Genomic DNA, 26473 nt, shown 5'->3' with positions numbered 1-26473 from the left:
GGAAGTGATCTCAAACTCATCTCTCATGGGTTGGCTGGCTCCCGCGGCAGGCTTCGCTTGCGCCGCGGTCTGAAGTACAGCGCCAGGTCGCGGAACGACTGGTTCATCAGCACGGCCAGCAGGAGCATCACGCCGATGATCAGGTTCGACCAGTTTCGGTCGATCTGGGTGAAGTAGATGCCTTGGCTCACAATCGCGAATGTGATCGTGCCGACGAAGATGCCGAGCACCGACCCGAAACCGCCGGTCAGCAGCACACCGCCCACCACCACGGACACGATCGCGTTGAAGATGAAGCTCATGCCGCCGGAGACCTGGGCGGAGTTGAACAGGATCGCCTGGCAGATGCCAACGAATGTGGCGCTGACCGCGGACAACACAAACAGCGCAATGGTCATCCGGTTCGTCGGAATGCCGGCATTGCGGGCGCTGACCTTGTCGCCGCCCATTGCAAAAAGCCAATTGCCATAGCGGGTCTTGTGCAGAACGAAACCCATGATGGCGACGAACGCAACCCACCAGACGATGATCACCTGGTGACTGCCGCCGATCAACTGGCCGAACAGGAATTTGGCCCAGTCCGGCGCAGTGAGCGCAACGCTGGCGTTGCCGGTCAGAAGCACAGACCCGCTGAGCACCACCCCTTGCATGGCGACCAGCGTGGCCAGGGTAATGATAAGCGAGGGCACGGAGGTGCGGATCGTCAGCAGGCCGTTGATCAGGCCAACCGCCAAGCCGACCGCCAGCGCGCCGGCGATCCCTACCGTTATGGGCAGTCCGTAGTAGCCGGTCAGGATGGCCGTGGTCATCGAACCGGCGGGGATCATGGCGCCGATGGAAATGTCGAGTTCGCCCGCGATCATCAGCAGGCCGACGGGAATGGCGACGATGCCGAGATTGGCCGCGAAATTGACCCAACTCGCCGCGCCAACCAGTGTGCCCAGATTGGCGCCGCCGAACAGAACGAAGAACAGCACCACGCCAATGAGGCTGAGGACCGATCCGGCTTCGGGACGGCGCAGTGATGATTTGATTGCGTCCATCATGACTGTCCTCCCTTCTTCGACGAATAGCTGAGCGCCAACTGCCGGAACGTGTCGTTGGTCAACACCGCAATCAGGAGAAGCGCACCGATGATGACGCTGCCGGCATTGGGATCGAGACTGGTGAAATAGATGCCCTGGTTCACGATCGAGAAGGTGAGCGTGCCGAACACGATGCCGACGATCGAGCCGAAACCGCCCGTGAGCAAGACGCCGCCGATGACCACGCACATGATGGAATTGAAGATGAAGGACTGGCCGGCCAGAACCTGCGCGCTTTGGTAGACCATCACCTCGCTGACCCCGACGAAAGCGGCGCTGAAGCCGGACAGCATGAAGAGGCCGATGGTCAGGCGCTTGGTTGGGATGCCGACGTTGCGCGCACTCTCCTTGTCGCCGCCGAGCGCATAGATCCAATTGCCCATCGGCGAGATGTGCAACAGCCAGAACAGGCCAACCACGAACACGACCCACCACAGGATCGTGACCTGGAACATGCCGCCGAGATAGTCACCCAAGATTTGCTTGGTAAGCGGGTCCGGGACGAGCGAGACGCCGGTGCTGCCGGCGATCTTGACGGTGAGGCCCAGCGTCAGACCCATCGTGCCGAACATGGTGCCGATGGTGATGATAAGCGACGGGATGGTTGTCCTCGTCACAAACAGGCCGTTGACGAGGCCGACGGCGAGGCCGAAGCCGAGCGCTGCCGTTATGCCAAGCCAATCGGGCAGCCCGTAGTGACCCGAGACGATGGCAGCGGTGAGCGACGCCGCGGGGATCACCGCGCCGACCGAGATGTCCAGTTCCCCGGCGATCATCAGCAACCCTATCGGCAGCGCAATGATCCCGATCTCTGAAGCGATGTTCAGCCAGCTTGCCGCACCGGCTGCCGACATGAAACTGCTGCCGCCGAATAGGCCGAAGAAAAGCAGGACTGCGACCATGCCAAGGAACGAGCCCGACTCCGGTCGACGGGCCAACCGGCCGAGCGCCAGTCCGGACTGCGAGCGTTCGAGCGCAGGCGTTGATGTGGATGCGACGGGATGTGCCATTAGGGTAATCCGCGAGCACGCGGCTGGCCGTAATGTGCCACCGCAGAGAAAGGGAAAAAGGGCCGCCCGCCGCAAAACGCGGGCGGCCCAGGCGGGAGGATTATCGTGTCCCTGCTTTCACGCCAGCGATGGTGGCGTCGACGTTCGTCTTGTCGATGATGCCTGGTCCCGTAAGGATCTCGCGGGTGGGCACCGACAGGCCGTAATTGACGTGACCATTGAGGATCGCCACGGCGAGATATCCCTGCAGGTAACCCTGCTGGTCGATGGCGCAGTCCTGCTGGCCACCCTTGATGTTGTTCAGGATGGTCTCGTCAAAATTCATGCCGCACAGGTGCACCTTTCCGACCTTCCCGGCCTGGGTGATGCCGTTCATGGCCGAGTTGGCGTCGACATTGCCGATGGTGAAGACAGCGTTCACGTCCTGGTGCTGCAACAGATAGGCCTTCACCGCCTGGGCTACGGCGGTTGCCGAGCCGAAGGATGTGGCGGGCAATGGCAGCACGTCGGCTTCGCCACCACCGTTCTTCATACCCTCCTTGAAGCCACCGCAAAACGCCTCGATGTTGGCGGCGCCTGGCAGCGTGTTGATGCAGACACCCTTCTTGTTGCCGGCCTTGGTAAGGTACTCGCCGGCCGCAACGCCGCCCTTGTAATCATCGGAGCCGACATAGTTCATGGCGCCGAGACGATCGGCCGCTTTCAGCCCGCCGGCATTGTAGATAAGCAGCGGAATGCCAGCATCCCTAACCGCCTTGAACGCAGGATCCATCGCTTCCGGCACCCAGTCCGGGCCGACGATGGCATCGGCCTTCTGGTCGATGGCCTGACGGATCAGCTCTGCGGCGTCCACACCCAGATTGTCGTAGTTCTGCGGCCCGAGCCAGGTGACCTTGCCGCCTTGAGCCTCGACGACCTTGCCGGCGTCTTCGGCACCGCGCTTGACGATCGACCAGAACGGATCGTCCGGCTTGCCGCCGACGACGAAGATGTTGGCGGCGAGCGTCGCGCCGGTGCTGAACCCGATCAGCATCGCCGTCGAGACGAGTGTCTTGAAAAGCTTCATGGTATTCCTCCCAGATTACCCCATAGGGTTTCAACAAAAGTCTTCCTGTTCCGGGCCCACTCCTCACGGACCCAGCCGAAACGGCGCCTGGTTCGTTATTCCGCAGGCATTCCGGATGCCGGATCGCCGCGGCCTTCCTGCCGGCTCCGCACCTTTTCCTTTTTCTTGCGGAAGCGGGCCTTCATGACCTCGTCGGCTTCCTTGCTGCCGTCGTGCCAGGTGCCGAACAGCTTATCGAGTGGCACCAGCCCGTCGCCGCCGTAATTCACCTCGAAGTACTTGTGGTGCAGGTAGTGCACGTAAGAGTGGCTATCGAGATTGACCTTGTCGGTGATCTCGAAGGTCTCAAAGCCGAGATGGCCGTTGACGGCGCCGAAACCGGCTCCATGCAGCGTGAAATAGGCGCAGACCGGGTTGGACGGGATCAACAGGTGCACCCAGGCTTCGGCATGATAGAGGAAGCCCTCGACCGGATGCATCGACAGCGACGACCACGGGCTCGGATTGATCGAATTGTGGTGGACCGAGTGCACCCATTTGTAGAGCGGCGGCCAATGGATCGCCCGGTGCAGGAAGAAGAAATAGACCTCATGCAAGGCAGGCGCGATAAGCACCAGGAACGAGAGGTAAAGCCAGTTCGTCGTCCAGGGCAGCCAGACAGCCCAGCTGTTCGCGTAGCCCCACAGCATCACGATCTCGACCACCGTCCACAGCGGTATGGTGACGAAAAACGAGCGGGTGAAATTGTCGACGTTCTGGCTTTGAAACCAGAACACGTCGGACGGCGCGTCCGAGGGAAACTTTGGATTGTACTTGAAGCGGTTCTGTTGCTTGCGCTGGACGTAGTAGCGCAGCTCGAAGAAGCCGTAGAAAAGAAAAATCCCGGCGGCGTTGAGGCCGTACAGCCAAAGGTAGTTGAGCAGCGAGAGGCTCGCGAGACTCTGCCAGCTCGGGATCAGCAGGTTGACCCAAATGAGCGACGTGGCGAGGTGGAAGGTGTTCCACGGCCAGAAGAATTCTGGAATCCAGGCTACCACCTTCTTCACATTGAACGGACGGTGCCAGATCGGTGCCGGCTCGGCACGGCGATGTGGTGCCCAGTTACCGCGCCTGTCGCGCGTTCCATACTGAAGATCATCCATCGTGACAGCGCCTCCGTGCCCGGATCGGTCTGGGTCTGTGGGCTCTCGACATCCGATCGAGGCCTCACTCGGCGCAATTCATATCGGAGGGTTGATATTCGGAGAAGGCAGAAATAATATCAAAATTGCATTTGTATCATTTAGTTTCAATCATGATGATACAGAGAAGGGTGAGCGTTCATGAAGCGGCCGACAATCCACGATCTTGCTACCGCGGCAGGCGTGTCGGTGGCGACGGTGAACAGAATTCTTGGCGGCACCGTTGCCGTGCGGCCGAAAACAGTCCAGCGCGTGCAAAGCGCCGCGGAAGAAATTGGCTTTTACGGCATCGGCGCGATCGATGACCGGGCGCGAAAAATCTCGCCGCATTACCGGCTGGGTTTCCTGCTCCAGCAGTCGACCCGCGACCTCTACCAACTGTTCGGGAAGAAGATCGTGACCGCCTGCCGCGAGCGGCGGGACGAGGTCATCGACCCTGTCGTCGACTTCGTGGATATTTTGACGCCGGAGACGATATCGAGCCGGCTCATCGCGCTTGGCGATGCATGCGACGCTGTGGCGGTGGTCGCGGCGGATCACCCGATCATTGGCCAGGCCATCCGTTCCCTGAAGGAGATGGGTAAGCCGGTTGTCTCCTACATCACAGATCAATCCGCACCGGAAAGGGCGGCCTATGTAGGCACCGACAACTGGAAGCTGGGGCGCACCGCAGCATTCCTGATCACGCAAACGACGCAAGGGGCTGGTCGAATCGCTGTTTTCATCGGCAATCATCGCTACCAATGCCAGGATGTCTCGGACGCCAGCTTCCGCTCCTATCTGCGCGAGCACGCGCCTCGGCTCACAGTGGAGGAGAGCCGCCCCACTCACGAGGAATCGAGCGAGGCCTACCGCATGGTGGCCGAGTTGCTGAAGACGACGGACGATCTGGTGGGGATTCTAATTGTTGGCGGCGGCATCACAGGCGTGCTTCGCGCCTTGAGGGAAGTGTCTTCCGAGAGGCGATCGGGGATCAAGGTGGTATGCCGCGACATTGGGCCCGAGACGCGCAGAGGATTGTCCGAAGGATTGATCACGGCAGCTCTCTGCCACCCCCTTGAAGCGACCTCCGCCCTTCTCGTGCAGACCATGATCGATGTCATTGGACCACAAGCACCATTCGCGACCCTTCAGCGGTCGATACCTTTCGAAATAGTCACACCGGAGAATATCTGAGTCAGCGGGCCGCTGCCTTCCGCTTCACGCGGCAGAACATCTAATGCAGGCTGCAGCGTTGTCGACGCTCAGGTGCAGACCCACTCGCGGATCTTGCACTGCTTCTCCTTACCGCCGCATTCGGCCCTGGCCTTGTCCTCGGCTTCGCGACGCGTCGTGGCGGACGCGACACCCCAGAACGGGGTCGCCGGGCCACGGCTCTTGCCGACTGAAAGCGCCGCGCAATGCTCATAGGGAAAGCCGGTGCCGTCATCATCGTCCCAATGGCGATGGTTGCGAAACACCTCGACCACCCTGCAGCCCGCGCCGTCCGCATTCTCGCAGTGCTTGAGCGCGATGTCTTCGGCTTCCTGCCGCTTGTCGGCGCCCCAGAAGAAGCCGTGCCTGCCGTCGCCCGGCGAGTAGGCGATCGCGCCCCAGATTCCCCTCTCCTCGCCGGTCTGCGCCGGCGGCGGCGCCACCAGGTCAGCGGCCTGGCTCGCCATTGTCAGTCCGACAAAAGCCGCCAGCAGCGGGAATGAGAGGCGACGGTTGATCAGCATTTTCGTAGCTCCCAATTGCAGCTGTCCAGGAATCGACAATCACGGCTGGCCGCTAGCCGCCCATGCGGGCCACCGAGACGACGACACAGGTATTGCCGGTGGGGACCAGCAGCGCCTGGCCGCCATTGTTGGCCAGGTTGAAAAGCATCGTTTTCGAAAGATTGTCCGCCAGCAGGCTGCCTTTCGGGAGCGTTCCGGCAACTTCCTGGCAAGAGCGCTGGAACGGCGCCACGCGCACGAAGCCGCCCTCGCAGGTCTGGCCGACGGGCGAAGCAAAGACGACGCCCGCGGCCTGCGTCTTATAGTCCGGCAGATCGTAGCTCATCCCGGCCACGGCCTGCACCGCATGGGCATCCGGCGAAGTTTTGTCCCATTGCGTCTGGACCGCATAGGTCGATCCTGCCGTCAGAGCCTGTCCGAGCGTGGTAAAGAGATTGGCGCAGGTGCGCACGCCCGCCTGAGCGACATGCGCCTGAAACGGATTCTTGTTCGCCGCGATATCCGCCGGCGCAGGCGCGGCTTGCGCCGGCTCGCCCTGCATGGGCGCCTGTGCTTGCGCGGAGGCCGTGCCGGCGACGAATGTACCGAGCGCGGGATAGAGACGGAGCGACAGGACCACCGCCGCCGCGACCAAGACCGCGAACGCGCCGAGCAGCGCCGTGTTTCGCACCAGGCGCCAGCCTGGCGAACGCTGTGGCGGCGCACTTGCCGGCGGCTCCGGCAGCGCGACCGGCTGGGAGTGCGTCAGGATTCTGTCCTCGATGGATTGGCGTGTCATCTCAAGGTCTTTCTAGTTGATGGCCGACAGCGCGGTCTTGAGCCCCTTGAACGGGGCATCGAGGCTGACGGTCGCTCCCGACGGCAGGGAATAGGAAACCTGGACCATCGTCTCCTTGCCGATCTGCTCGCGAAGCACCGGGCCGACGGGTAGATAACCGACGCAAACCGACGCGTCGCAGCCTTGCAGTTGAACGTCGACCGGCTGTTTGCGGCCGGCAAATCTGAGCGAAAGCTTGTTGCCTGCCCCTGCCGCGCTGGGCGCGCGCAATATCATGAACGGCTTGCCCTTCTCGTCGGCCGCAAGCGACCAGCTGAAGATTATTGCCTGGCCCTGGTCGATGAAGGACTGGCTGATGTTGCATACTTTCTTCCTGGCCTGCAGGTTCTCGTCGCAGATCAGCGTCCAGTTCTCGAACGGACGCGTGATGCGTTGATATTCGCCAAGCTTCACGTCCGGAGGTACCGCGACGTCGGAAGGCTTTATCCTGTAGGCAGGGGCCGCCCCTTGCCCGGCCGCGTGCGGGCCGGACAGAAGGAGGCAAACCACCGATATTACGGCAAGGACTGTTTGCCTGGTCATCAGCAGACTCAGTTCAGGGTAAAGCTGACGCCCGCGCCGACACCCCAGTGCCCGCCCGCCGTCGTGCCGGAGAGGTTCGCCCGGGCTCGGCCGTCCTCGCTGGTGTAACCGGCGCCGAACGCCACGGCGCCTTCGCCGCGCCAGTAGCCGCCGCCGGCCGCGACGCTCAGCTTGCCGGGGCGATCGTCGTAGCGCAGCGAAGCAGCCGCCAGGCCGATCGCGGCGGCCTGCCGCGCCTCGCCGCGCGCCTCGCCCATGTCCATGTTGAGCTGGCTGAGCTTGGAGTCGGTATAGGCATTGGCCTGCTGCAGCGTGGTGGCCGCCACCTGATTGGTGTAGGTCTTGGAGTTGTCGAACGTTGTCGCCAGCCCGTTGTTGAACTGCAGCACGTTGACTGCATCGGTGTCAGCGGTGCCGGCGCCGACATTGTGGATGACAACGGGCGCATTCACGTCACCGCCGACGAGCGTCAGCGAGTTCGACTTGGTGCCGTCCGGGTTCTTGTCATATTGAACGGCGAACTCATTCAGGTTGCCGACGCTCCCCTGCACCGCTTCGACAGCCTGATTGGTCGCGTAGAGCTGGCTGCCATTGATGGCATCGGTGGAAGTGTCGCTGATCCTGCCCGCGGCCACATTGGTGACGGTGCGTTCGTTGCCGACGCTGCCGACGCTCACCGTGCTCGTCGGATTGGTTCCGGCGAAGGTGTAGGCGACGCCGTTGATCGTCGTGCCGGTGGTGGCGACGGCAGCCGCCGTCGTCGAGCCGGCGCCGAGAGCGACGCTGCCCGGCTCGTTGGCCGTGGCGCCGGCGCCGAGCGCCATTGACTGGGCGCCGTTGGCGGTCGAGTTCGTGCCTAGCGCGATGCTGTCTGCCGCATTGACAGTCGAGGTCTGGCCGATCGCGATGCCGCCGGGGGCCGTCTGCTGGACGATGGCGCCGTTGCCCATGCCGATGCCGTTGTCGCCATTGACGGTCGTGCGCGGACCGATCGCCACCGAATCGGCGCCGACCGCCAGCGAGTCCGACGCGGTCGAGTTGGCGTGGAAGTACATGCTTCCGGTCACCGCGAAGGAGCTCAGCGCGCCCTTCAGCTGGCGAAGCGTGACGGCGTCCTGGTCCTCGGTGCCGTCGGCCACATTGATGATCTGGCGATAAGCGGTGGAGGTGCCCACCGAGACGGCGCCGAGCAGGGTCATGTCCGCGGTGTTGTAGGGAATGAGGCCGGTGCCGGAAAGGATCGACCCCGACACTGGCGCGACCGCACGGTCGGAAACCGAGCCGGAGCCGAGCGCCACACCGTCGGTTATGGTGACCGCGGTGCCGCGGCCGAGAGCCAGGGAATTGGCGGCGGACGCCGTCGCCTGGTAGCCGAGCGCCGAGGAGCCGATCCCTTGCGCGAAGGCATCGGTGACCGGAAGCGTCGTGTCGTTGGTGCGCACGTAGCGGATGCCTTCGCCGTTGGCGTCCGTGTAGGCAGTCGAGGTGTCGCCGGCAAAATTGTTGATGGTGTTGCCGAGCGTGGTGATGTCGGCGGTGTTGGCGGCGATGTCGGCGGTGTTGGCCGCGATATCGGTCGTGTTCTGCGTCACCTGCTGGTTGGTCGCAAACAGCTGCGAGCCGTTGACCGCGTCGGTCGAGGAGTTGCTCAACCGCCCGGCCGCGACGTTCTGGATCTGGCGCTCGGCGCCGACTGAGCCGACCGAGAATGCGCCGGCCGGCGTTCCGCCGGCGAAGGTGTAGTTGACGCCGCCGATCGTCGTGCCGCCGACATTGGTCGTGGCGCCCGATACCGAATTCAAGCCGATAGCCACGTCGCCGGCGTTGTTCGCGATGGCATTCGGGCCAATCGCGACGGAGTCCGTCCCCAGCGCCTGAGAATCGGCGAGCGTCGAATTGGCGTGGAAATACTTGATGCCGGCACCGGTGTTGATGTTGGTGATCGTGTTGCCGAGATTGGTGATGTCGGCGGTGTTGGCCGCGATATCAGTTGTGTTCTGCGTCACCTGTTGGTTTGTCGCGAACAGCTGCGAGCCGTTGACCGCGTCGGTCGAGGAGTTGCTCAACCGCCCGGCCGCAACGTTCTGGATCTGGCGTTCAGCACCAACCGAGCCGACCGAGAACGCGCCGGCCGGCGTTCCGCCGGCGAAGGTATAGTTCACACCGCCGATCGTCGTGCCGCCGACCACGGTCGTGGTGCCGGATACGGAGTTCAGGCCGATTGCCACGTCGCCCGCATTGTTGGCGACGGCATTCGGGCCGATCGCGACCGAATCCGTCCCCAGAGCCTGGGAATCGGGCAGCGTCGAATTGGCGTGGAAATATTTGATGCCGGCGCCGGTGTTGATGTCGGTGATCGTATTTCCGATGTTGGCGATATCGGTCGTGTTCTGCGTCACCTGCTGATTGGTCGCGAAAAGCTGCGAACCATTGATCGCGTCGGTCGAGGCGTTGCTGAGCCGGCCCGCCGCGAGATTGGTGAGGGTCCGCTCCGCGCCCGGAGCGCCGATGCTGACGGTCGATGTCGGAGCCGTTCCGGCGAAACTGTAGGCCGTCCCGCCGATCGTCGTGCCGCTCGTGCCGACCGCCGCGACGGTCACCGAGCCGGAGCCCAGGGCGACATCGCCGGACTTCGCCGCCGCGGTCGCGCCGTCGCCCAGGGCGATATTGCCGGCGAGGCCGGCGGCGCCCGCGGTAGAGCCGTTGCCCAGCGCCACGGAGCCTTGCCCGATCGCCTTGTTGTTGTTGCCGATCGCCACCGCGCCGGCGGCCTGGTTGGCGGCGGTGGCGCTCGCCGTGCCGTCGCTGTTGGCGATGTTGTTGGCACCGCCGGTGAAGGCGCCGGTGCCGCTGGCATAGCTCGGATCGCCGATGGAGACCGCGCCGTCGCCAAAGGCGGTGTTGCCAGAGCCGATCGAGACAGCCTTGCCACCGGTCGCGACCGCATTGGTGCCCATGGCGACCGCCTCGGCGGAATCGGCCTTGGCATTGTTGCCGACGGCGATGGCGCTCTGCGCCGATGCATTGGAACCGATGCCGAGCGCGGTGCTGGCGATTCCGCTGGCGTTGGCACTGACGCCGGCGGCAAGAGAGTTGTCTCCTGCCGCCTTGGATCCAGATCCGAATGAGGAGGAGTTTATGCCGCTGGCGACGGCCGTGTTGCCAACTGCCGTGCTGGCGGCGGCGCTCGCAGCGGAGCTGGTGCCTATGGCGATGGCCGATTGAGCGCTCGCAGTGGCTTGCCTGCCGACCGCCGTGCCGTCTACACCGCTCGCAGTGGCGCCCAATCCCAGCGCACTTGCATTGGCGGCTATCGCCGCTGCGTTGTTGCCGATCGCGGTGGTGGAGACGTCCGTCGCCTGGGCTCCAGAACCAGCCGCGACCGAGCCGACGCCGCTCGACACGGCCGAATTGCCCAGAGCCAGCGCGAACTGACCCGAAGCCGTGGCAACGTTGCCGAACGCTGCCGAGTTTGACGCCGATGCATTTGCCTGGGGGCCAACGGCGATTGCATTGGTGCCGGCTGCCTGGGCCTGGAAGCCCACGGCTGCCGAACTGGCGCCGCCGGCCGAGGTGCCGATGCCGAGCGCGGTACTGCCGACTCCGCCTGCGTTGGCGCTGACGCCGGCAGCGAGAGAATTGTCTGCTACCGCTTTTGCCCCTTCCCCGAATGCAGAAGCGTTTATGCCGCTGGCAGCGGCCTCACGCCCGACGGCAGTGGAGTTGGCGCCGCTGGCGACAGATCCCCAGCCCGCGGCTGTCGCATAGTTGTTGCTGGCCGTGGAACTGGTGCCGAGGGCAGTGGAGTTCCCCCCAGAAGCAAGGGAGAAGGTGCCCAAGGCGTTTGCGCCAGCCCCAGTGGCATTGGCGGTTACACCGAGCGCGACCGAATTGACGCCGCTCGAGACAGTGCCTTGACCCAACGCGATCGCGCCGCCGGTACCCGTAGCTCGCGCATTCAGACCGATGGCGATCGCATATTGTGCCGACGACACGGACGAACGTCCCATGGCAATTGCGTCGGCCTGAGATGCCGTGACATCCGTGCCGATGCCGATGGCGCTCGTGGCAGTGGCACCCGTTCCCGCAGCAGTCCGCGAGCCGAGATAGATGGAGTTGATCTGCGAGGCGATCGACTGGAAGCCGATCGCGACGGCATTCTGGCTGCCCGCGCTGGCATTGGTACCCTCGGCGATGGAATCGGCTCCGTTTTGCACGGCTCCAGATCCAAACGCGATACCGCGCACACCGTTTGCCGTGCCGCCGCCGCCGAAAACCTGTGCCGATGCCGGCGTGGCGATACCGCCCAATGCAATCATACCCAGCGCCGCCGCCAGAATCCTGCCACCGCCGAGCGTGCCAAGCCCCAGCCCCTTGCGCTGCATGCCAAGCACCCGATGCGCCATGCGCAATACCGCCATCAGGCGGCGCCGGAGCGAGCGGCTGTCGCCGGCGCTGGAAATCCAATTGCCTGCAAATCGGGCCGATCCGCGCTGACTGATACGTTCCTGCCTGAAGTTCATTGCGAGAATGCCTCCTTTGGTGGGTCGCGCTCGATCACGGCAGGTTCCGCCGATCCTGCCGCCAAAGCGTGTCTGCTCGAAAATGGGATGACGATATCGGCGCTGCGCACCAGCAGCGCATGGCCCTGTTTTTCACCGATCGCCTCGACGCGATCGAGCGTGTTTTCAAGCCAGGCGTCACCATCCTCGGGGACAGCCTTGAGCGCCGCCGCAACCCGCTCCGTTGGGATCAGCCGCTCGAGATAGGACCGCACCGCCGCCAGATGGACGGCAGGCGCGTCATGCGCGTGAACGACAGCCGTGAGGCCATAGAGATAATGGGCCAGCAGCATGTCCTGCTTGGCGAGGGGCACGCCATTTCCATAGCGCTTCTCAAGCGTCCGCGATGCCGACTCCAGCCAGTAACCGATCTCCTCGGAAAGGCTCCGGCGAATCGCCGTGTCGTCGCTCATGTCCCCTCGGCCAGCTTAGAATCCGAATACCGGATTTGCTGCAGAAAGACACGTTTTCAGGGGCTTCGTATTCCAATAAATTGCTGTTTATCTGAAAATATACCGCAGGTTTTCTGGAGGTTAACAGTAAATTACTTTAGCCGAATCTTTATAAGAGATCCGCTTAATTTCCATACTGCTAATTTAGTTTCCCTATCCGGACCGCGACCGAACATGCCTTGCCCGCACCTGCTGTGGGGTGGCGTCGCGATATTTCTTCATCGTGGTGGTGAGGTGGCTCTGGCTCGAGAAGCCGCTCAGATAGGCGATGTCCGTGATCGAGACGCGCCTGTCGGCCAGCAACTTCTCGGCAAAGTCAAGGCGAAGGGTAAGAACATATTGATGCGGCGTCATGCCGAACGTCTTGGAGAAAGCACGGGCGAAGTGGTAGGGGGACAGCCCGCACACAGCCGCCATCTCGGCGAGCGAAAGCTTGCGCGAAAAGTTCTCGCTCAAGAATTGCTGCATGAGGCGAGTGTGGCCGAACGACAGCCCGCCTTTCGCGTTTAGCAGTGGCCGCCTTTCAGCAGGAATTTCCGAATACCAAGCTGGCAGATCGTCATCGCGCCGCAACTCGGACTCCTGATGCTCAGCCCTCCGCAGCCTTTGCCCAACCTTAGAGGGCGCTTTCGGTTCCGTTGCCACAATAATTCGTGATCGCACGTGCTGTCGGCGCTATCGAGTTTGCCCCCCGGCAACAGCACGTCAAAGGCCATGATTTGGCGCGTCTGGTATTTCATGAAATTGCGGTTCCGCCGGGAAAAATTCCCTGGCGGAAAGTTTCAGCTGCCACTGACGCGGCTCACCCGTCGACGGGTAAGATTTGATCGTCGGGAGGTAACGCGGACAGCCTTCCGGGGTGGCGCATTTCCGTGACGGATTCGCCCGACGGCAAACGGGTCCTCGCCTGACATCAAAGGTTGCGGGGCGTGATTCGCGTCGCGCTCCGCTCGGTGCCGGCTCTTCGCTTCAGCGGCCTCGCGCAAGGCTTCCCAAAATCCCGCGTACGATGGCGCGGCCGACGGAGGAGCCGACCGAGCGCACCACCGACTTGATGGCGGCTTCGGCCACGGTCTGGCGGCTGGAGGACCGCCGGTTGCCTGTTCCCAAAACATCGTCGAAACCGGGAATGGTCCAGCGCGAGCCGCCGCTGTTCCGCTGCTTTGCCGCCTCGGCGTCCTGCGCCTCCTTGGTCTTCTTCTGCAGGATTTCGAAAGCCGATTCGCGATCGACGGTCTCGTCGTACTGGCCGGCGACCGGGCTCTCGGCGATGATCTTGCGGCGCTCGTCGGGCGTGATCGGTCCAAGCCGGGATGACGGCGGCCGGATCAGCGTGCGCTGGACCATGGCCGGCACGCCCTTGTCCTCCAGCATCGAGACCAGCGCCTCGCCGGTGGCGAGCTGGGTGATGGCGGTGGCGCAATCGAAATCGGGGTTGGGCCGGAAGGTCTCGGCGGCCGTGCGCACCGCCTGTTGCTCGCGCGGCGTATAGGCGCGCAGCGCATGCTGGACGCGGTTGCCGAGCTGGGCGAGCACTTTTTCGGGAATATCCAGCGGGTTCTGGGTGACGAAATAGACGCCGACGCCCTTGGAGCGGATCAGCCGCACTACCTGCTCGACACGGTCGATCAGCACCTTCGGTGCATCCTCGAACAAAAGATGCGCCTCGTCGAAGAAGAACACCAGCTTCGGCCGGTCGAGATCGCCGACCTCGGGCAGTTCCTCGAACAGTTCCGACATCAGCCACAGCAGGAAGGTGGCGTAAAGCCTTGGGTTCATCATCAGCTTGTCGGCGGCCAGAACGCTGATCGCGCCGCGGCCGTCGCGCGTCGCGCGCATGATGTCGGCGATGCGCAGCGCCGGCTCGCCGAAGAAGTTCGCGGCACCTTGGCTCTCCAGTACCAGCAGCGTGCGCTGGATAGCGCCGACGGAGGGTTTGGTGACATTGCCGTATCGGGCGCTGAGCTGGTCGGCGCGGTCGGCCATGTTGGCGAGCAGCGCCTGCAGGTCCTTGAGATCGAGCAGCAGCAGGCCCTCTTCGTCGGCGATGCGGAAGGCGATGTTCATGACGCCTTCCTGCGCCTCCGTGAGGTTCATCAGCCGCGACAAAAGCAGCGGCCCCATCTCGGAAATGGTGGCGCGGATCGGGTGGCCCTGCTCGCCGAACAGATCCCAGAAGATGACCGGGAATTCCTGGAACTGGTAGGGATCGAGCTTCACCTGCTTGGCGCGCTTGACCAGGAAATCCTTGGCCTCGCCCATCATGGATATGCCGGAAAGGTCGCCCTTGATGTCGGCGCAGAAGACAGGCACGCCGGCATTGGAAAAGCCCTCGGCCAGGATCTGCAGGCTGACCGTCTTGCCGGTGCCCGTGGCCCCGGTGACAAGGCCGTGGCGGTTGCCGTAGCGCAGCAGCAGCTCCTCCGCGCGCTGATAGGAATCGTCGGGCTTGCGGCTGGCGCCGATGAAGATGCTGGTCTCGTCAACCATATCCTGTCTCCGCAATCTGTTCCGCTCAAAGGCCTCATTCGGAGGTATAGTAACGCTCGTCACATGCGGCAATGCCCAGCATCGATTTTGGGGCGTAGCGAATTCGGCCTTTGGCGCTTGCGGATTCCGCGCATGTTTGGCAATCGATTGGCCGGATGACGCATTGTGATATCCGGTTCCTGACCTTAGATTGGCTGGACCCGGCTGATGCGGCCGAGAAGCGAGGAGAGCGATGGGCGCCGGCGCCTTGACCAGGGATGTCGACCTTCCGAACCCGGACGCCAAGCGTTGGCAGGCGCTGGCGGAAAAGGCGCTTGCCGGCGGTTCCTTCGAGGAAAAGCTCGTCTCCCGCACCGATGACGGCATCCGCATCGAGCCGCTCAGACAACGCTCGACGACCGCCGAGCCATTGCCGCGTACAAATCCGACCGCGCGCTGGATCGTCAGCCAGCGGGTCGACGACCCGGATATTGCCCGGGCCAGCGCGCAAGCCCTGGAAGACATCGCCCAAGGCGCCAGCGGTCTGTCGCTGGTCTTCGAGGGCGCGCCGAATGCCTTCGGCTACGGCCTGCCGCGCACCGCGGAAGCGTTGGAACGGGTGCTCGACGGCGTGCCGCTCAACCGCGTGCAGGTGCGCATCGACGCGCATCCCTGGAGCCGCGCCGTGGCCGACTGGCTTCTCGCCTTCTTGAGCAAACGCCGCTCCGATCCGACCAAGCTCAACCTTTCCTTCGGCATCGACCCGGCTGCGATCTTCGCCGGCACCGGGCGGCTGCGCACCTCGATCGAGGCGCTGCAGGAATCGATGCCGCAGTCGCTGGCGCATTTCTTCTCGATGGGCGTGCCGGGCGTGCTGCTCGAGGCCGACGGCCGTGTCTTCCACAATGCCGGCGCCACCGAGGCGCAGGAGCTCGGCACGATGATGGCTTCCGTGGTGTCCTATCTCAGGATGTTCGAGAAGGCGCGCCAGCCACTGGTCTATGCGGCGCCCTATATCGGCTTCGCGCTCAGCGTCGACCAGGACCAGTTCCTGTCGATGGCCAAGGTGCGGGCGTTGCGCACGCTCTGGGCGCGCATCCAGGAAGCCTGCTCGATCCCGGCCGCGACCGCCAGCATCCATGCCGAGACCTCCTATCGCATGATGACGATGGCCGACCCGGAGACCAATATTTTGCGCACGGCGATCGCGGCCTTCGCGGCGGCAACCGGCGGCGCCGATTCGATCTCGATCCTGCCGCACACGATCGCGCATGGGCTGCCGGCCGGCTTTGCCCGCCGCGTTGCCCGCAACGCCCAACTGATCATGGCCGAGGAGAGCCATATCGGCCACGTCGCTGATCCGGCCAGCGGCTCGGGCGCGGTCGAAGCGCTGACCGACGATCTCTGTGCCGCGGCCTGGGAAGAATTCCAGCGCATCGAGGCCGAGGGCGGCGTGCTTGCCAGCCTGCAGCAGGGCTATATCCAAAATCGCGTGCAGACGGCCGCGGCCAAGCGCAACAGCGCCTACCGGTCGGGCGAACGCGGCATTGTCGGCACGACGCTTTACCGCGTCGGCACGGAGCGCCCGGTCGAGACGCTGCCGCAAGAGCGGCGTCCAGCGCTGACGGAGGGCGTCGCGACCTGCGAGCCGCTGTTTCGGGTGCGCATCGATCAGTCGATCGGAGCCGGGTCATGATCCCGGATTTCAGCCAGATCGGCTGGTCGGCGCCGCGTCGCGCGCCGGTCGAGCTCAAAGGCCAGCGGATGACGCCGGAAGGCATCGCCGTGAAGCATCTTTACGGCCAAGGCGACCTCAAGGGGCTCGCCAATCTAGACACGTATCCGGGCATGCCGCCCTTCGTGCGCGGCCCCTACCCCACCATGTATGTCCAGCAGCCCTGGACGATCCGGCAGTATGCCGGGTTCTCGACGGCGGAGGAATCCAACGCCTTCTACCGGCGCAACCTCGCCGCGGGCCAAAAAGGCCTGTCGGTGGCCTTCGATCTCGCCACGCATCGTGGTTATGACAGCGACCATCCGCGCGTCGCCGGCGATGTCGGCATGGCGGGTGTGGCGATCGATTCCATCCTCGACATGCGCCAGCTCTTCGACGGCATTCCGCTCAACGAAATGACGGTGTCGATGACCATGAACGGCGCTGTGCTGCCGATCATGGCGCTGTACATCGTGGCGGCGGAGGAACAAGGCGTCGCGCAAAAGGATCTCGCCGGAACCATTCAGAACGACATTCTGAAGGAGTTCATGGTCCGCAACACCTACATCTATCCGCCGAAACCTTCGATGCGGATCGTGTCGGACATTTTTGCCTACACCTCCAGGCATATGCCGAAATTCAACTCGATTTCGATCTCCGGCTATCACATGCAGGAGGCCGGCGCGACGGCCGACCTCGAGCTTGCCTATACGATCGCCGACGGCATCGAGTATGCGCGCGCCGGCGTTGCGGGCGGTCTCGACATCGACCGTTTCGCGCCGCGCCTCTCCTTCTTCTGGGCGATCGGCATGAACTTCTTCATGGAGGTCGCCAAGCTCAGGGCCGCGCGGCTGCTGTGGTCGAGCCTGATGAAGAAGAATTTTGCGCCGAAGGACGAGCGTTCGCTGTCGTTGCGCACCCATTGCCAGACCTCGGGCTGGTCGCTGACGGCGCAGGATCCTTACAACAACATCACCCGCACCATGATCGAGGCGATGGCGGCGACGCAGGGGCATACCCAATCACTGCACACCAATTCCTTCGACGAGGCGATGGCGCTGCCGACCGATCATTCGGCGCGGATCGCCCGCAACACGCAGCTCATCCTGCAGAAGGAATCCGGCACCACGCGCATGATCGATCCATGGGGCGGCTCGGCCTATGTCGAGCGGCTGACGCATGATCTGGCGGCGCGCGCGCTGGCCCATATCGAGGAGGTCGAAAGCCTCGGCGGCATGGCGGCGGCGATCGAGCAAGGCATTCCCAAGCTGCGCATCGAGGAAGCGGCGGCACGCACCCAGGCGCGCATCGATTCCGGCGAGCAAATTCTGGTCGGCGTCAACGCACACCGGCCCCAGGCCGACATCGAGGTCGATGTACTGAAGATCGACAATGCCGAGGTGAAGGCCAGGCAATTGGCGAAGTTGCAGCGGCTCAAAGGCACGCGCGACGTCGCGGCGCTGGAGGATGCGCTGGCGGCGCTGACCCGTGCCGCCGAGGGCAATGAGAATCTGCTGGAATTCGCGATCCGCGCCGCGCGCGCCAACGCTACCGTCGGCGAGATCTCGCTGGCGCTGGAAAAGGTGTTCGGCCGCCACACGGCGGCGGTGCAGACGATCTCCGGCGTCTATCGCGAGGCGCTCGGCGACAACCCGGCGCTCGCGCGGCTGCAGGAAAAGATCGAGGCGTTCGAGAAGAAATCCGGCGGCAAGCCGCGCATCCTGGTCGCCAAGATGGGCCAGGACGGCCACGACCGCGGCCAAAAGGTGATCGCCAGCGCCTTCGCCGATCTGGGCTTCGACGTCACCGTCGGGCCGATGTTCCAGACGCCGGATGAGATCGCCAAGCTGGCGGTGCGGCACGATGTCGACATCATCGGCGCGTCGTCGCTCGCGGCCGGGCACCTGACGCTGATCCCCGAGCTCAAGGAAGCGCTGAGGAAGCTCGGCCATGCCGACATGCTGATTGTCGCCGGCGGCGTCATCCCGCCGCAGGATTATGACGCGGTGCTGGCGGCAGGCGCGGCGGAAATCTTCCCGCCGGGGACCGTCATCCCGGAAGCGGCCAACCGGCTGATGGATCGGTTGCTGGCTGAGGGTTAACCTCGTTATAATTCCAGTTGCAACATAAGTCACTTGACGTTATAATTACCGTTGCAACAGGATAATTCCGTCATGAACACCACCATTCGCAAGATCGGCAATTCCGAAGGCGTGATTCTGCCGAAGGAGCTTCTTGACCGCCTGAACATGAAGGCGGGTGACCAGCTTCAGATCGTTGAAACGGACAAGGGCATTGCCCTTGAGCCGGTGGACGACAGCTTCGAGCGGCAAATGGAAGCCGCCCGCAAGGTCATGGACAAATACAAAGTCGCGCTTCAGAAGCTTGCGGAATGAGCTGGCAGTTTCTGTCGCGTCGCGCAGTCGAAGCGATGCATGCCGAGCAATTGCGTCGGCATGGCGGTGCACAGGGTTTGAGGGACGAGAACGCCCTTGAATCCGCGCTAGCCCGCGCCGAGAACAAGGACAACTATGGTGACCCGTCTATCGAGGATCTGGCTGCAGCCTACATCTTCGGCATCGCGAGGAACCATGCGTTCGTTGATGGTAACAAGCGCACGGCCATGGTTGCAGCCGGCGCGTTCCTGATCATCAACGGTTACGACCTGATGGCGGACAATGGCACGATCTACGAATTCGTCATGGGTGTCGCCGCAGGTGAGATCGATGAGGCTGGGGCGGCAGCCTTCTTCCGCGACCATGTCGTGAAGTTCGCAGACTAATTCTCGGCCTTGTCCGAGAGCTTGACGATCTCCCATTCCTTGCCGTTGACCTTGACGACCTCGCCGACCTTCTTGCCGAACAGGGCCACGGCCATCGGCGAGACATGGGAAATGCTACCCTTTGACGGGTCGGCTTCGTCTTCGCCGACGATGCGCCAATGCACCTTCCTGCCGTCGTCGCCTTCCAGCGTGACGCCCATGCCGAAGCGCACCACGTTGCTGCCGGGCTCCGGCACCGAAAGCTCGGCGTTCTCGCGCCGCGCGGTCCAATAGCGCAGGTCGCGGGAAACCACCGCGATGCGCTCGCGGTCGCCCTTCCTCTCCGCCTTGCCCAGTATGTCGCGCAGCTCGGCGAGGTTGTCCTCGATCATCGCAAGGCCGCGCTCCGTCACCAGATTGCGGTGCGTGCTGACCGGCCGTTCGCCGACGCCGGCAATGGCGTTCTCGCTGTCTTCTTCGCGCGTGAAAGCTCTGCTCATACAATGAACTTAGGCTTGGCGAGGCGACTGCACAAGCGGTTTGCCGATGGGCCCGCCTTGGCACGATTCCTGCGACGAGGGGCGAAACGCCAGGACCTGTGCCGATGTTGAACAGACGAACGCTGCTTGCCCGGACCGCCGGCTTCGCCGTCGCCGGCGTCTTCGCCGGCAAAGCATTGGCGAAATCGCTGCCCGGCATCGAAATGGCCGCTATGCGCGGCTCGATCAACGCCACGGAGATCGGCGTGCAGCCCGGCGCGGTCGACGACCAGAGCAAGGTCTTCGCCAAGATGCTGGCCGAGGCCAGCGACCGCGACCAGCCGGTATTCCTGCCGCCCGGCACCTATCTCGTCTCGAACCTCAAGCTGCCTGCCCGCGTGCGCCTGTCGGGCGTGCCCGGCGCGACGCGCATCGTCTATGGCGGCAACGGCCATCTGATGATGGCCGAACAGGCCGAGCATATCGAGTTCAGCGGGCTGGTGCTGGACGGCGCCAACCGCTGGCTGGCCGACTACACGCAGGGGCTGCTCGATTTGCGCCGCGTCGGCCATCTCGTCATCGACAATTGCCAGCTGACCGGCAGCGGCAAGAACGGGCTGGCGCTCGAGCATGCCATCGGCCGCATCGGCCGCTGCGATATTTCTGGCGCCGCGGATGCCGGCATCTATTCGGTCGAGGCCGGGGGTCTGGAGATTTCGGGCAATAGCGTTTCGGACTGCGCTAATGGCGGTATCCTGGTGCATCGCTGGCAGGCGGCGGAGGACGGCACCATCGTCAGCGGCAATCATGTCCAGCGGATCGGCGCGCGCAGCGGCGGCACCGGTCAGAATGGCAACGGCATCAACACTTTCCGCGCCGGCAATGTGATCATCTCGGGCAATGTCGTGTCCGATTGCGCCTTCACTGCAGTGCGCGCCAACAGTTCCAGCAATCTGCAGATCACCGGCAACACCTGCTCGCGCTCGGGCGAGACCGGGATCTATTCGGAATTCTCCTTCGAAGGCGCGATCCTCAGCAACAATCTGGTCGACGGCGCCGCCAACGGTATCTCGATCGTCAATTTCAACGAAGGCGGGCGGATGGCGGTTTGCTCGAACAACATCGTGCGCAACCTCTCCACCACCGGTCCATACACCGCCGACCCGCCCGGCTTCGGTGTCGGCATCAGCGCCGAGGCCGATACGACTGTTTGCGGCAATGTCGTCGAAAACGCCCCGCTCTACGGCATGCAGCTCGGTTGGGGCCCTTATCTGCGCAATGTCGTGGCAAGCGGAAACATCATCCGCCAGGCCGGCACCGGCATCGTCGTTTCCGTCGTCGAAGGTTCCGGCAGCGCCGTCATCTCGGACAATGTCATCGACGGCGCGAAAAACGGCGCCATCATCGGCCAGCGTTGGGCCGATCCGGTGACCGGCGACCTGTCCCAGTCAACCGATACCGGCTACGCGCATCTCACCGTCGAGCGCAACACGGTGAGCTAGGCCACGGCCACGATAATGTGGGCCTGGATCTTGGCGGCAATTTCGCCGCTGCCATGCCTGTCGGCGATCACGGATTCGGCGTGGTCGGTCGCGGATGCCAGTCTTCCGGCTTCCCTGGCCTCGATCTCGTTGCGAAGCAGGGTTCCCTGGCAATAGGCGACGGCGGGAACGCGCGCCGAGGATGCGCGGCTCTGCTCGGCCCTTGTGTCGATCGCCACATCGGAGAAGCCGGCGGCCTCCAGATCGCTGCGGATCAGCGCCTTGTCGTGGTAACCATGCGGCGTGCGCGCCAGGAAACGCGGCGGATCGTGCGGAAAAATCCGGGCGAGAGCATTCGTCACGTCGTCCGCGAATACATTCTCCTCGATGCGATCCCAGACGCTGAAGAGGAAATGCCCGCCCGGCTTCAGAACCCGCTTCGCCTCACGATAGGCGGCGGCGCGGTCGGGAAAGAACATCGCGCCAAACTGACAACAGACGAGGTCGAAAGCAGCGTCGTCGAAAGGCAGCTTCAGGGCATCCGCCTGGCGCCATGTGATGCGGCTGTCGGGCCCCTGGCGCGAAGCGGCGTAGTCGAGCATCGGCTGGTTGAGGTCTGTCACGGTATAGCTGGCGCCCGGAGAAAGCTGTGGCGCCAGCGCGCGGGTGACGGCCCCGGTTCCCGCGGCGGTCTCCAAAACGGCCAAGGGTGAGAAGGACACGGCCCGTCGTGCGGTCTCGGCGGCATAGGCCTCGAAAATCAGCGGCACCATATGGCGATCGTAGTTTTCCGGGATCGAGCCGGCAAACACCTTGTCCGCTTCCAGCATGCTCATCACCCAGCGCCCGTTCAATGGTGGAGGGAGACTAGCAAAAAACGAACTTGGTGCTGTTCCGTTTTGTCGTAGACCAGCGTTTTCCCGGCTCGTCAGCGACCTAAATCCGGGTAACCCACCAATTTAGATACACATTGTGTATGCAAATTGCTATATTGGTAAAGGTAAGGATCCATCGCCATGGCCACCAAAGACCACGACACGCACGCCAAGCCCGTCAATCTGCGCATCCGCGAGGATGTCCGTATTTTGATCGACCGTGCCGCGAAGATACGCGGGAAGACCCGCTCCGACTTCATGATCGACGCCGCTTACCGCGCCGCAGAAGACACGCTGCTCGACCAGACGCTCGTCAAGGTCGATGCCGAGAGCTATCAGCATTATCTCGATATCCTCGACCAGCCACCGAGCGGCGAGGGATTTGCGCGCCTGATGAATGCGCCCAAGCCCTGGCGGGACTGATGCTTTCGGCACCGGTCCTTCTTGCCGATAGTCACGAACTCGACTTCTTTCAAAGCGGAACCGACAGCCTGGATCAATGGCTCCGACGGCGGGCGCGTGCCAATCAAGTCAGCGGTGCGTCCAGAACCTATGTGATTGCAGAAGGCACGCGCGTCGTCGGTTACTATTGCCTTTCATCAGGCGGACTTGACCTTGTGGATGCGCCCGGTTCGATCCGGCGCAATATGCCCGATCCCGTGCCTATCGCTGTGCTCGGCCGTTTGGCTGTCGATGCAAGTTGGCAGGGAAAAGGCCTGGGTGTCGCTCTGCTGCAGGACGCGGTATTGCGGACCGGTCAAGCGGCAGCCATTCTCGGCATTCGCGGTCTCTTGGTTCATGCCATATCGGATGAAGCCAAGGCGTTTTATGAGCAGTATGGCTTCCGGGCTTCGCCAAAAAATCCGATGACTTTGGTGCTGTCGCTGAGGACGGCTAGTTGAGCGCCGCCGTTGGCCGCAGCATGCCGACCTTGGCGCCGATACGGCTTTCGACCGGAGGATGGGCGAGCTCGGTGAGCCTTGCCGCAGCCGCTTCATCGCCGCGCAGCAGCTTCGCCAGCACCGCGGCGATCGTCGTCTCCACCGCCCTGCCCGCGCCGTCATCGCATTTCAAGGCGATACCGAGGCCAAGTTCGGGCAGTGCCGCGCAATAAACGCCTTCGGCGCCGGTCTTGACGAAGATGCGGCCCGGTGCTGCCTGCATCAGCGCGACATCGGCCTTGCCGGTGCCGGCGACGAGGAACGGCTCGGCCATGCAAGCCGAGATCAGCCGCTTCGCCGCCTTGGCGCGTTCGGGCGAAAAGCCCCTGCCCGTCGCCATGCGGGCAAAGCCCAGCGCAAAACTCTTCAACGGTACGGCGTAGGTCGGGATCGAGCAGCCGTCGGTGCCGCAATGGTCGACGTCATGCGCCGCGCCCGTCACGGATTGCATGGCGTCGCGCACCATCTCCTGCAGCGCATGGCCGGCCTTGACGTAGCCGCCATGCGCAATGCCGGAATGGACGCAGGTGCAGAGGAAGCCGGAATGCTTGCCGGAGCAATTGTTGTGCAAAGCGTTGGGCACGCCGCCGGCGCGGGCGAGCGCGATGGTGGCGTCGTGGCTCGAGGGCCAATGCGCGCCGCATTCCAGCGCCGTCCTGTCGAGCCCGGCCCTGGCGAGCATCGCCGTTGCCAACTCGACATGGGCCGGCTCGCCCGAATGCGAGGCGCAGGCCAGCGCCAGTTCGCGGTCGCCGAAGCCATAGGCGTCGGCAGCGCCCGATTCGACCAGCGGCAATGCCTGGATCGCCTTTACCGCGGAGCGCGGGAACACCGGACGGTCCGTGTCGCCGATCTCCCAGACGGGCTTGCCGTCGGCGTCGAAGATCGAAACCGCGCCGCGGTGCCTGCTTTCGACCACCGCGCCGCGCGTGACTTCGACCAGAACCGGATTTGTCATGTTGCCTCCCGCACGCGCACCCAAGGGGTGCGCCGCTTCAATGCGGGCCGCTTCTAGCGAATCCTGTCGAGAATGGAAACGTAGTTGGCGACCGCCGCGCCGCCCATGTTGAAGATGCCGCCGAGTTTGGCGCCCGGCACCTGGATGCCGCCGGCCTCGCCCATCAGTTGCATCGCGGTCAGCACATGCATCGACACACCGGTGGCGCCGATCGGATGGCCCTTGGCTTTCAGGCCGCCGGAGGGATTGACCGGAAGGCGGCCGTCCTTCGCCGTCGAGCCGTCCAGCGCCAGTCTGGCGCCCTCGCCTGGCTTTGCCAGGCCCATCGCCTCGTATTCGATCAATTCGGCGATGGTGAAGCAGTCATGCGTCTCGACGAAGGAGAGGTCGTCGAGCGTGACGCCGGCCTTTTTCAGCGCCTGCTCCCAGGCACGCTCGCAGCCCTCGAAGGAGAGAATGTCGCGCTTGGACATCGGCAGGAAGTCCTGGACATGCTCGTTGGCGCGGAAGGTCACGGCGCGGCGCATCTTCAGCGCCGTCGCGGTGTCGGTGAGCACAAGTGCGGCCGCGCCGTCCGAAACCAGCGAGCAATCGGTACGCTTCAGCGGACCGGCGACGAAGGGGTTCTTCTCGCTTTCCTGGCGGCAGAACTCATAGCCGAAATCCTTGCGCATCTGGGCGTAAGGGTTTTCGACGCCGTTTTTGTGGTTCTTGGCGGCGATCATGGCCAGCGCATCCGACTGATCGCCGTAGCGCTGGAAATAGGCCTGCGCGATCTTGCCGAAGACGCCGGCGAAGCCGGCAGGCGTCTCGCCGTCTTCAGCCAGATAGGATGCCTTGAGCAGGTTCTTGCCGATCTCGGGACCGGGCGTGGTCGTCATCTGCTCGGCGCCGACCACCAGCACGATGCGGGCGGCGTTGGCGTCGATGGCGCGGATGCCTTGCCGGACGGCGGCCGAGCCGGTGGCGCAGGCGTTCTCGACGCGCGTCGCCGGCTTGAAGCGCAGGCGGTCATCGGCCTGCAGCACGAGGCTTGCGGTAAAATCCTGCGGCGAGAAGCCGGCGTTGAAGTGGCCAAGGACGATCTCGTCGACATCGTCCGGACCAATGCCGGCGTGGTCGAGGGCCTCGACGGCAACCTTGGTGATCAGGCCCTCCAGCGTCTCGCCTTCGAGCTTGCCGAAGCGCGAATGCGCCCAGCCGACGATGCATGCGGTCATGGCAACCTCCATTTGCGCCGCAACCTAGCACGATCGCGCGCGGCACGTGATTCAATATTGTTCAACAATGAACCGTTTTCCAGCCCCATGCCATGGTCCAGAACGACACGATCGGTTGATCCCAGCGCCAGTTTTTTATTGATTGATGCGTCAATAAAAAATAATCTCGGCTCGAACCGGATCCCCAAAATGCCGAAAATCGGAATGGAGCCCGTGCGCCGCAAGGCGCTGATCGACGCGACGATCTCGGCGATCGGCGAGCGCGGATCGCTGGACGTGACCATGTCGGAGATCGCCGGCCGCGCCGGCGTGTCGTCGGCGCTGGCGCATCACTATTTCGGCGCCAAGGACGAGCTGCTGTTCGCGACGATGCGGCACATCCTTGCCGAGCTCAACGCGGACACAAGGCGCGCGTTCGGCCTTGCGGTGACGCCGCGCCAGCGCGTCTTGGCCGTCGTCGCCGTCAGCTTTTCCGACGACCAGTTCCAGCCTCAGATCATAGCCGCCTGGCTCGCCTTTTATGTCGAGGCGCAGAAGTCCTCCGACCTGCGGCGGCTACTGCGCATCTATGCGCGGCGGCTGCATTCGAACCTGATGAGCGGGCTGACCGGCATCCTGCCTCGGGCCGAGGCCGACCGCGTGGCGGAAGCGACCGCGGCGCTGATCGACGGGCTCTACATCCGCCGCGCGCTGAAGGACGGCGTGCCGGATGCGCAGACCGCGATCGCGCTCGTGGAAGACTATCTCGAAACCAAGCTCAACGGACGGAGCCTTCCTTGACCACCCGGCGACCCAATTTCCTGATCGTCATGGTCGATCAGCTCAACGGCACGCTCTTCCCGGACGGGCCCGCGGATTTCCTGCATGCGCCGCATCTGAAGGCGCTGGCCGCGCGCTCGGCGCGCTTCGCCAACAATTACACCGCCTCGCCACTCTGCGCCCCGGGCCGCGCCTCGTTCATGAGCGGGCAACTGCCGTCGCGCACCCAGGTCTATGACAACGCCGCCGAGTTCGCCTCCTCGATCCCGACCTACGCCCATCATTTGCGCAGCGCCGGCTATCACACGGTGCTCTCCGGCAAGATGCATTTCGTCGGACCGGACCAGTTGCACGGGTTCGAGGAGCGGCTCACCACCGACAT

The 26473-nt window shown here is 63.7% G+C and carries 25 protein-coding genes; 10 read left to right on the top strand and 15 right to left on the bottom strand.

All coding sequences use genetic code 11. From position 1 onward, the window contains the following. Positions 1 to 23 precede the first annotated feature (23 nt). The 4 genes from FJ424_RS27860 to FJ424_RS27845 all read right to left on the bottom strand — a co-directional run bounded on the left by FJ424_RS27860 (position 24) and on the right by FJ424_RS27845 (position 4303). The gene (locus tag FJ424_RS27860) at positions 24 to 1043 is read right to left on the bottom strand and encodes an ABC transporter permease (RefSeq protein ID WP_140658851.1); all 1020 of its coding nucleotides are present in this window, start codon (positions 1041 to 1043) and stop codon (positions 24 to 26) included. Next, positions 1043 to 2095 carry an ABC transporter permease gene (locus FJ424_RS27855; RefSeq protein WP_140658832.1) on the bottom strand — a complete coding sequence of 351 codons (1053 nt, stop codon included), beginning with the start codon at positions 2093 to 2095 and terminating at the stop codon, positions 1043 to 1045. Before FJ424_RS27855 ends, FJ424_RS27860 begins: the two co-directional genes overlap by 1 nt. Positions 2096 to 2195: 100 nt before the next feature. Continuing rightward, positions 2196 to 3128, bottom strand: coding sequence for a sugar ABC transporter substrate-binding protein (locus FJ424_RS27850; RefSeq protein ID WP_140643663.1), 933 nt, complete (start codon positions 3126 to 3128; stop codon positions 2196 to 2198). A 128-nt stretch (positions 3129 to 3256) separates the two neighbouring features. Next, positions 3257 to 4303, bottom strand: a complete 1047-nt coding sequence (locus tag FJ424_RS27845) for a sterol desaturase family protein (protein ID WP_140658833.1) — start codon at positions 4301 to 4303, stop codon at positions 3257 to 3259. Between the two features lie 180 nt (positions 4304 to 4483). On the opposite strand from FJ424_RS27845, the gene FJ424_RS27840 reads away from it, so the two are divergent. Next, the gene (locus FJ424_RS27840; protein WP_140643486.1) at positions 4484 to 5518 is read left to right on the top strand and encodes a LacI family DNA-binding transcriptional regulator; all 1035 of its coding nucleotides are present in this window, start codon (positions 4484 to 4486) and stop codon (positions 5516 to 5518) included. Between the two features lie 68 nt (positions 5519 to 5586). Here FJ424_RS27840 and FJ424_RS27835 read toward each other — a convergent pair whose 3' ends face one another. The 7 genes from FJ424_RS27835 to FJ424_RS27805 all read right to left on the bottom strand — a co-directional run bounded on the left by FJ424_RS27835 (position 5587) and on the right by FJ424_RS27805 (position 14924). Continuing rightward, positions 5587 to 6003, bottom strand: a complete 417-nt coding sequence (locus FJ424_RS27835; protein ID WP_246677365.1) for a DUF4189 domain-containing protein — start codon at positions 6001 to 6003, stop codon at positions 5587 to 5589. A gap of 109 nt (positions 6004 to 6112) precedes the next feature. After that, positions 6113 to 6838 carry a hypothetical protein gene (locus FJ424_RS27830; RefSeq protein WP_140658835.1) on the bottom strand — a complete coding sequence of 242 codons (726 nt, stop codon included), beginning with the start codon at positions 6836 to 6838 and terminating at the stop codon, positions 6113 to 6115. Positions 6839 to 6850: 12 nt separating this feature from the next. Next, complete coding sequence (locus FJ424_RS27825) at positions 6851 to 7420, bottom strand: invasion associated locus B family protein (protein WP_140658836.1); 570 nt, start codon at positions 7418 to 7420, stop codon at positions 6851 to 6853. Between the two features lie 8 nt (positions 7421 to 7428). Next, the gene (locus FJ424_RS27820; protein WP_140658837.1) at positions 7429 to 11943 is read right to left on the bottom strand and encodes a YadA-like family protein; all 4515 of its coding nucleotides are present in this window, start codon (positions 11941 to 11943) and stop codon (positions 7429 to 7431) included. Further along, positions 11940 to 12395, bottom strand: a complete 456-nt coding sequence (locus FJ424_RS27815; protein WP_140658838.1) for a hypothetical protein — start codon at positions 12393 to 12395, stop codon at positions 11940 to 11942. The genes FJ424_RS27820 and FJ424_RS27815 overlap by 4 nt, the downstream gene beginning before the upstream one ends. A 192-nt stretch (positions 12396 to 12587) precedes the next feature. Then, a complete protein-coding gene (locus tag FJ424_RS27810; protein ID WP_226891934.1) occupies positions 12588 to 13007 on the bottom strand; it encodes an AraC family transcriptional regulator in 420 nt (139 codons plus the stop codon). Positions 13008 to 13403: 396 nt separating this feature from the next. Next, positions 13404 to 14924: a helicase HerA-like C-terminal domain-containing protein gene (locus tag FJ424_RS27805; RefSeq protein ID WP_140658839.1), complete on the bottom strand. Its 1521-nt coding sequence runs from the start codon at positions 14922 to 14924 to the stop codon at positions 13404 to 13406. Between the two features lie 232 nt (positions 14925 to 15156). Between FJ424_RS27805 and FJ424_RS27800 the strand changes: the two genes are divergently transcribed. From FJ424_RS27800 to FJ424_RS27785, 4 genes are all read left to right on the top strand, one after another. Then, the gene (locus tag FJ424_RS27800; protein ID WP_140658840.1) at positions 15157 to 16599 is read left to right on the top strand and encodes a methylmalonyl-CoA mutase subunit beta; all 1443 of its coding nucleotides are present in this window, start codon (positions 15157 to 15159) and stop codon (positions 16597 to 16599) included. Continuing rightward, positions 16596 to 18719, top strand: a complete 2124-nt coding sequence (gene scpA, locus FJ424_RS27795) for a methylmalonyl-CoA mutase (protein WP_140658841.1) — start codon at positions 16596 to 16598, stop codon at positions 18717 to 18719. Before FJ424_RS27800 ends, scpA begins: the two co-directional genes overlap by 4 nt. 72 nt (positions 18720 to 18791) lie before the next feature. Then, positions 18792 to 19013, top strand: coding sequence for an AbrB/MazE/SpoVT family DNA-binding domain-containing protein (locus FJ424_RS27790; protein WP_140643466.1), 222 nt, complete (start codon positions 18792 to 18794; stop codon positions 19011 to 19013). Beyond that, positions 19010 to 19399: a type II toxin-antitoxin system death-on-curing family toxin gene (locus FJ424_RS27785; protein ID WP_140658842.1), complete on the top strand. Its 390-nt coding sequence runs from the start codon at positions 19010 to 19012 to the stop codon at positions 19397 to 19399. Before FJ424_RS27790 ends, FJ424_RS27785 begins: the two co-directional genes overlap by 4 nt. On the opposite strand, the gene greA is transcribed toward FJ424_RS27785, so the two are convergent. Then, on the bottom strand, positions 19396 to 19878 hold the full coding sequence (greA, locus tag FJ424_RS27780; RefSeq protein WP_140643462.1) for a transcription elongation factor GreA: 483 nt from the start codon (positions 19876 to 19878) through the stop codon (positions 19396 to 19398). The two genes, FJ424_RS27785 and greA, sit on opposite strands and share 4 nt — an antisense overlap. A 104-nt stretch (positions 19879 to 19982) precedes the next feature. Between greA and FJ424_RS27775 the strand changes: the two genes are divergently transcribed. Then, a complete protein-coding gene (locus FJ424_RS27775; protein ID WP_140658843.1) occupies positions 19983 to 21359 on the top strand; it encodes a TIGR03808 family TAT-translocated repetitive protein in 1377 nt (458 codons plus the stop codon). Here the strand turns inward: FJ424_RS27775 and FJ424_RS27770 are convergent. Continuing rightward, a complete protein-coding gene (locus FJ424_RS27770; protein ID WP_140658853.1) occupies positions 21356 to 22168 on the bottom strand; it encodes a methyltransferase domain-containing protein in 813 nt (270 codons plus the stop codon). The genes FJ424_RS27775 and FJ424_RS27770 overlap by 4 nt on opposite strands. 186 nt (positions 22169 to 22354) lie before the next feature. On the opposite strand from FJ424_RS27770, the gene FJ424_RS27765 reads away from it, so the two are divergent. After that, positions 22355 to 22636, top strand: coding sequence for a DUF1778 domain-containing protein (locus FJ424_RS27765; protein ID WP_140658844.1), 282 nt, complete (start codon positions 22355 to 22357; stop codon positions 22634 to 22636). Then, entirely contained in the window at positions 22636 to 23115 is a 480-nt protein-coding gene (locus FJ424_RS27760) for a GNAT family N-acetyltransferase (protein WP_140658845.1), read from the top strand. The genes FJ424_RS27765 and FJ424_RS27760 overlap by 1 nt, the downstream gene beginning before the upstream one ends. Here the strand turns inward: FJ424_RS27760 and FJ424_RS27755 are convergent. Both FJ424_RS27755 and FJ424_RS27750 read right to left on the bottom strand, forming a co-directional pair. Continuing rightward, entirely contained in the window at positions 23108 to 24112 is a 1005-nt protein-coding gene (locus FJ424_RS27755; RefSeq protein WP_140658846.1) for an asparaginase, read from the bottom strand. The two genes, FJ424_RS27760 and FJ424_RS27755, sit on opposite strands and share 8 nt — an antisense overlap. Before the next feature lie 53 nt (positions 24113 to 24165). After that, entirely contained in the window at positions 24166 to 25332 is a 1167-nt protein-coding gene (locus FJ424_RS27750; protein WP_140658847.1) for an acetyl-CoA acetyltransferase, read from the bottom strand. Positions 25333 to 25521: 189 nt separating this feature from the next. Here FJ424_RS27750 and betI point away from each other — a divergent pair, with 189 nt between their 5' ends. Both betI and FJ424_RS27740 read left to right on the top strand, forming a co-directional pair. Continuing rightward, positions 25522 to 26112 carry a transcriptional regulator BetI gene (gene betI / locus FJ424_RS27745; protein ID WP_140643450.1) on the top strand — a complete coding sequence of 197 codons (591 nt, stop codon included), beginning with the start codon at positions 25522 to 25524 and terminating at the stop codon, positions 26110 to 26112. Then, on the top strand, positions 26109 to 26473 hold a 365-nt coding region (locus FJ424_RS27740), incomplete at its 3' end, for a sulfatase-like hydrolase/transferase (protein WP_140786387.1). The genes betI and FJ424_RS27740, both read left to right, overlap by 4 nt.

The organism is Mesorhizobium sp. B3-1-8, from assembly GCF_006439495.1.
GTDB lineage: Bacteria > Pseudomonadota > Alphaproteobacteria > Rhizobiales > Rhizobiaceae > Mesorhizobium.
This window is presented reverse-complemented; position numbering and strand designations above follow the sequence as displayed.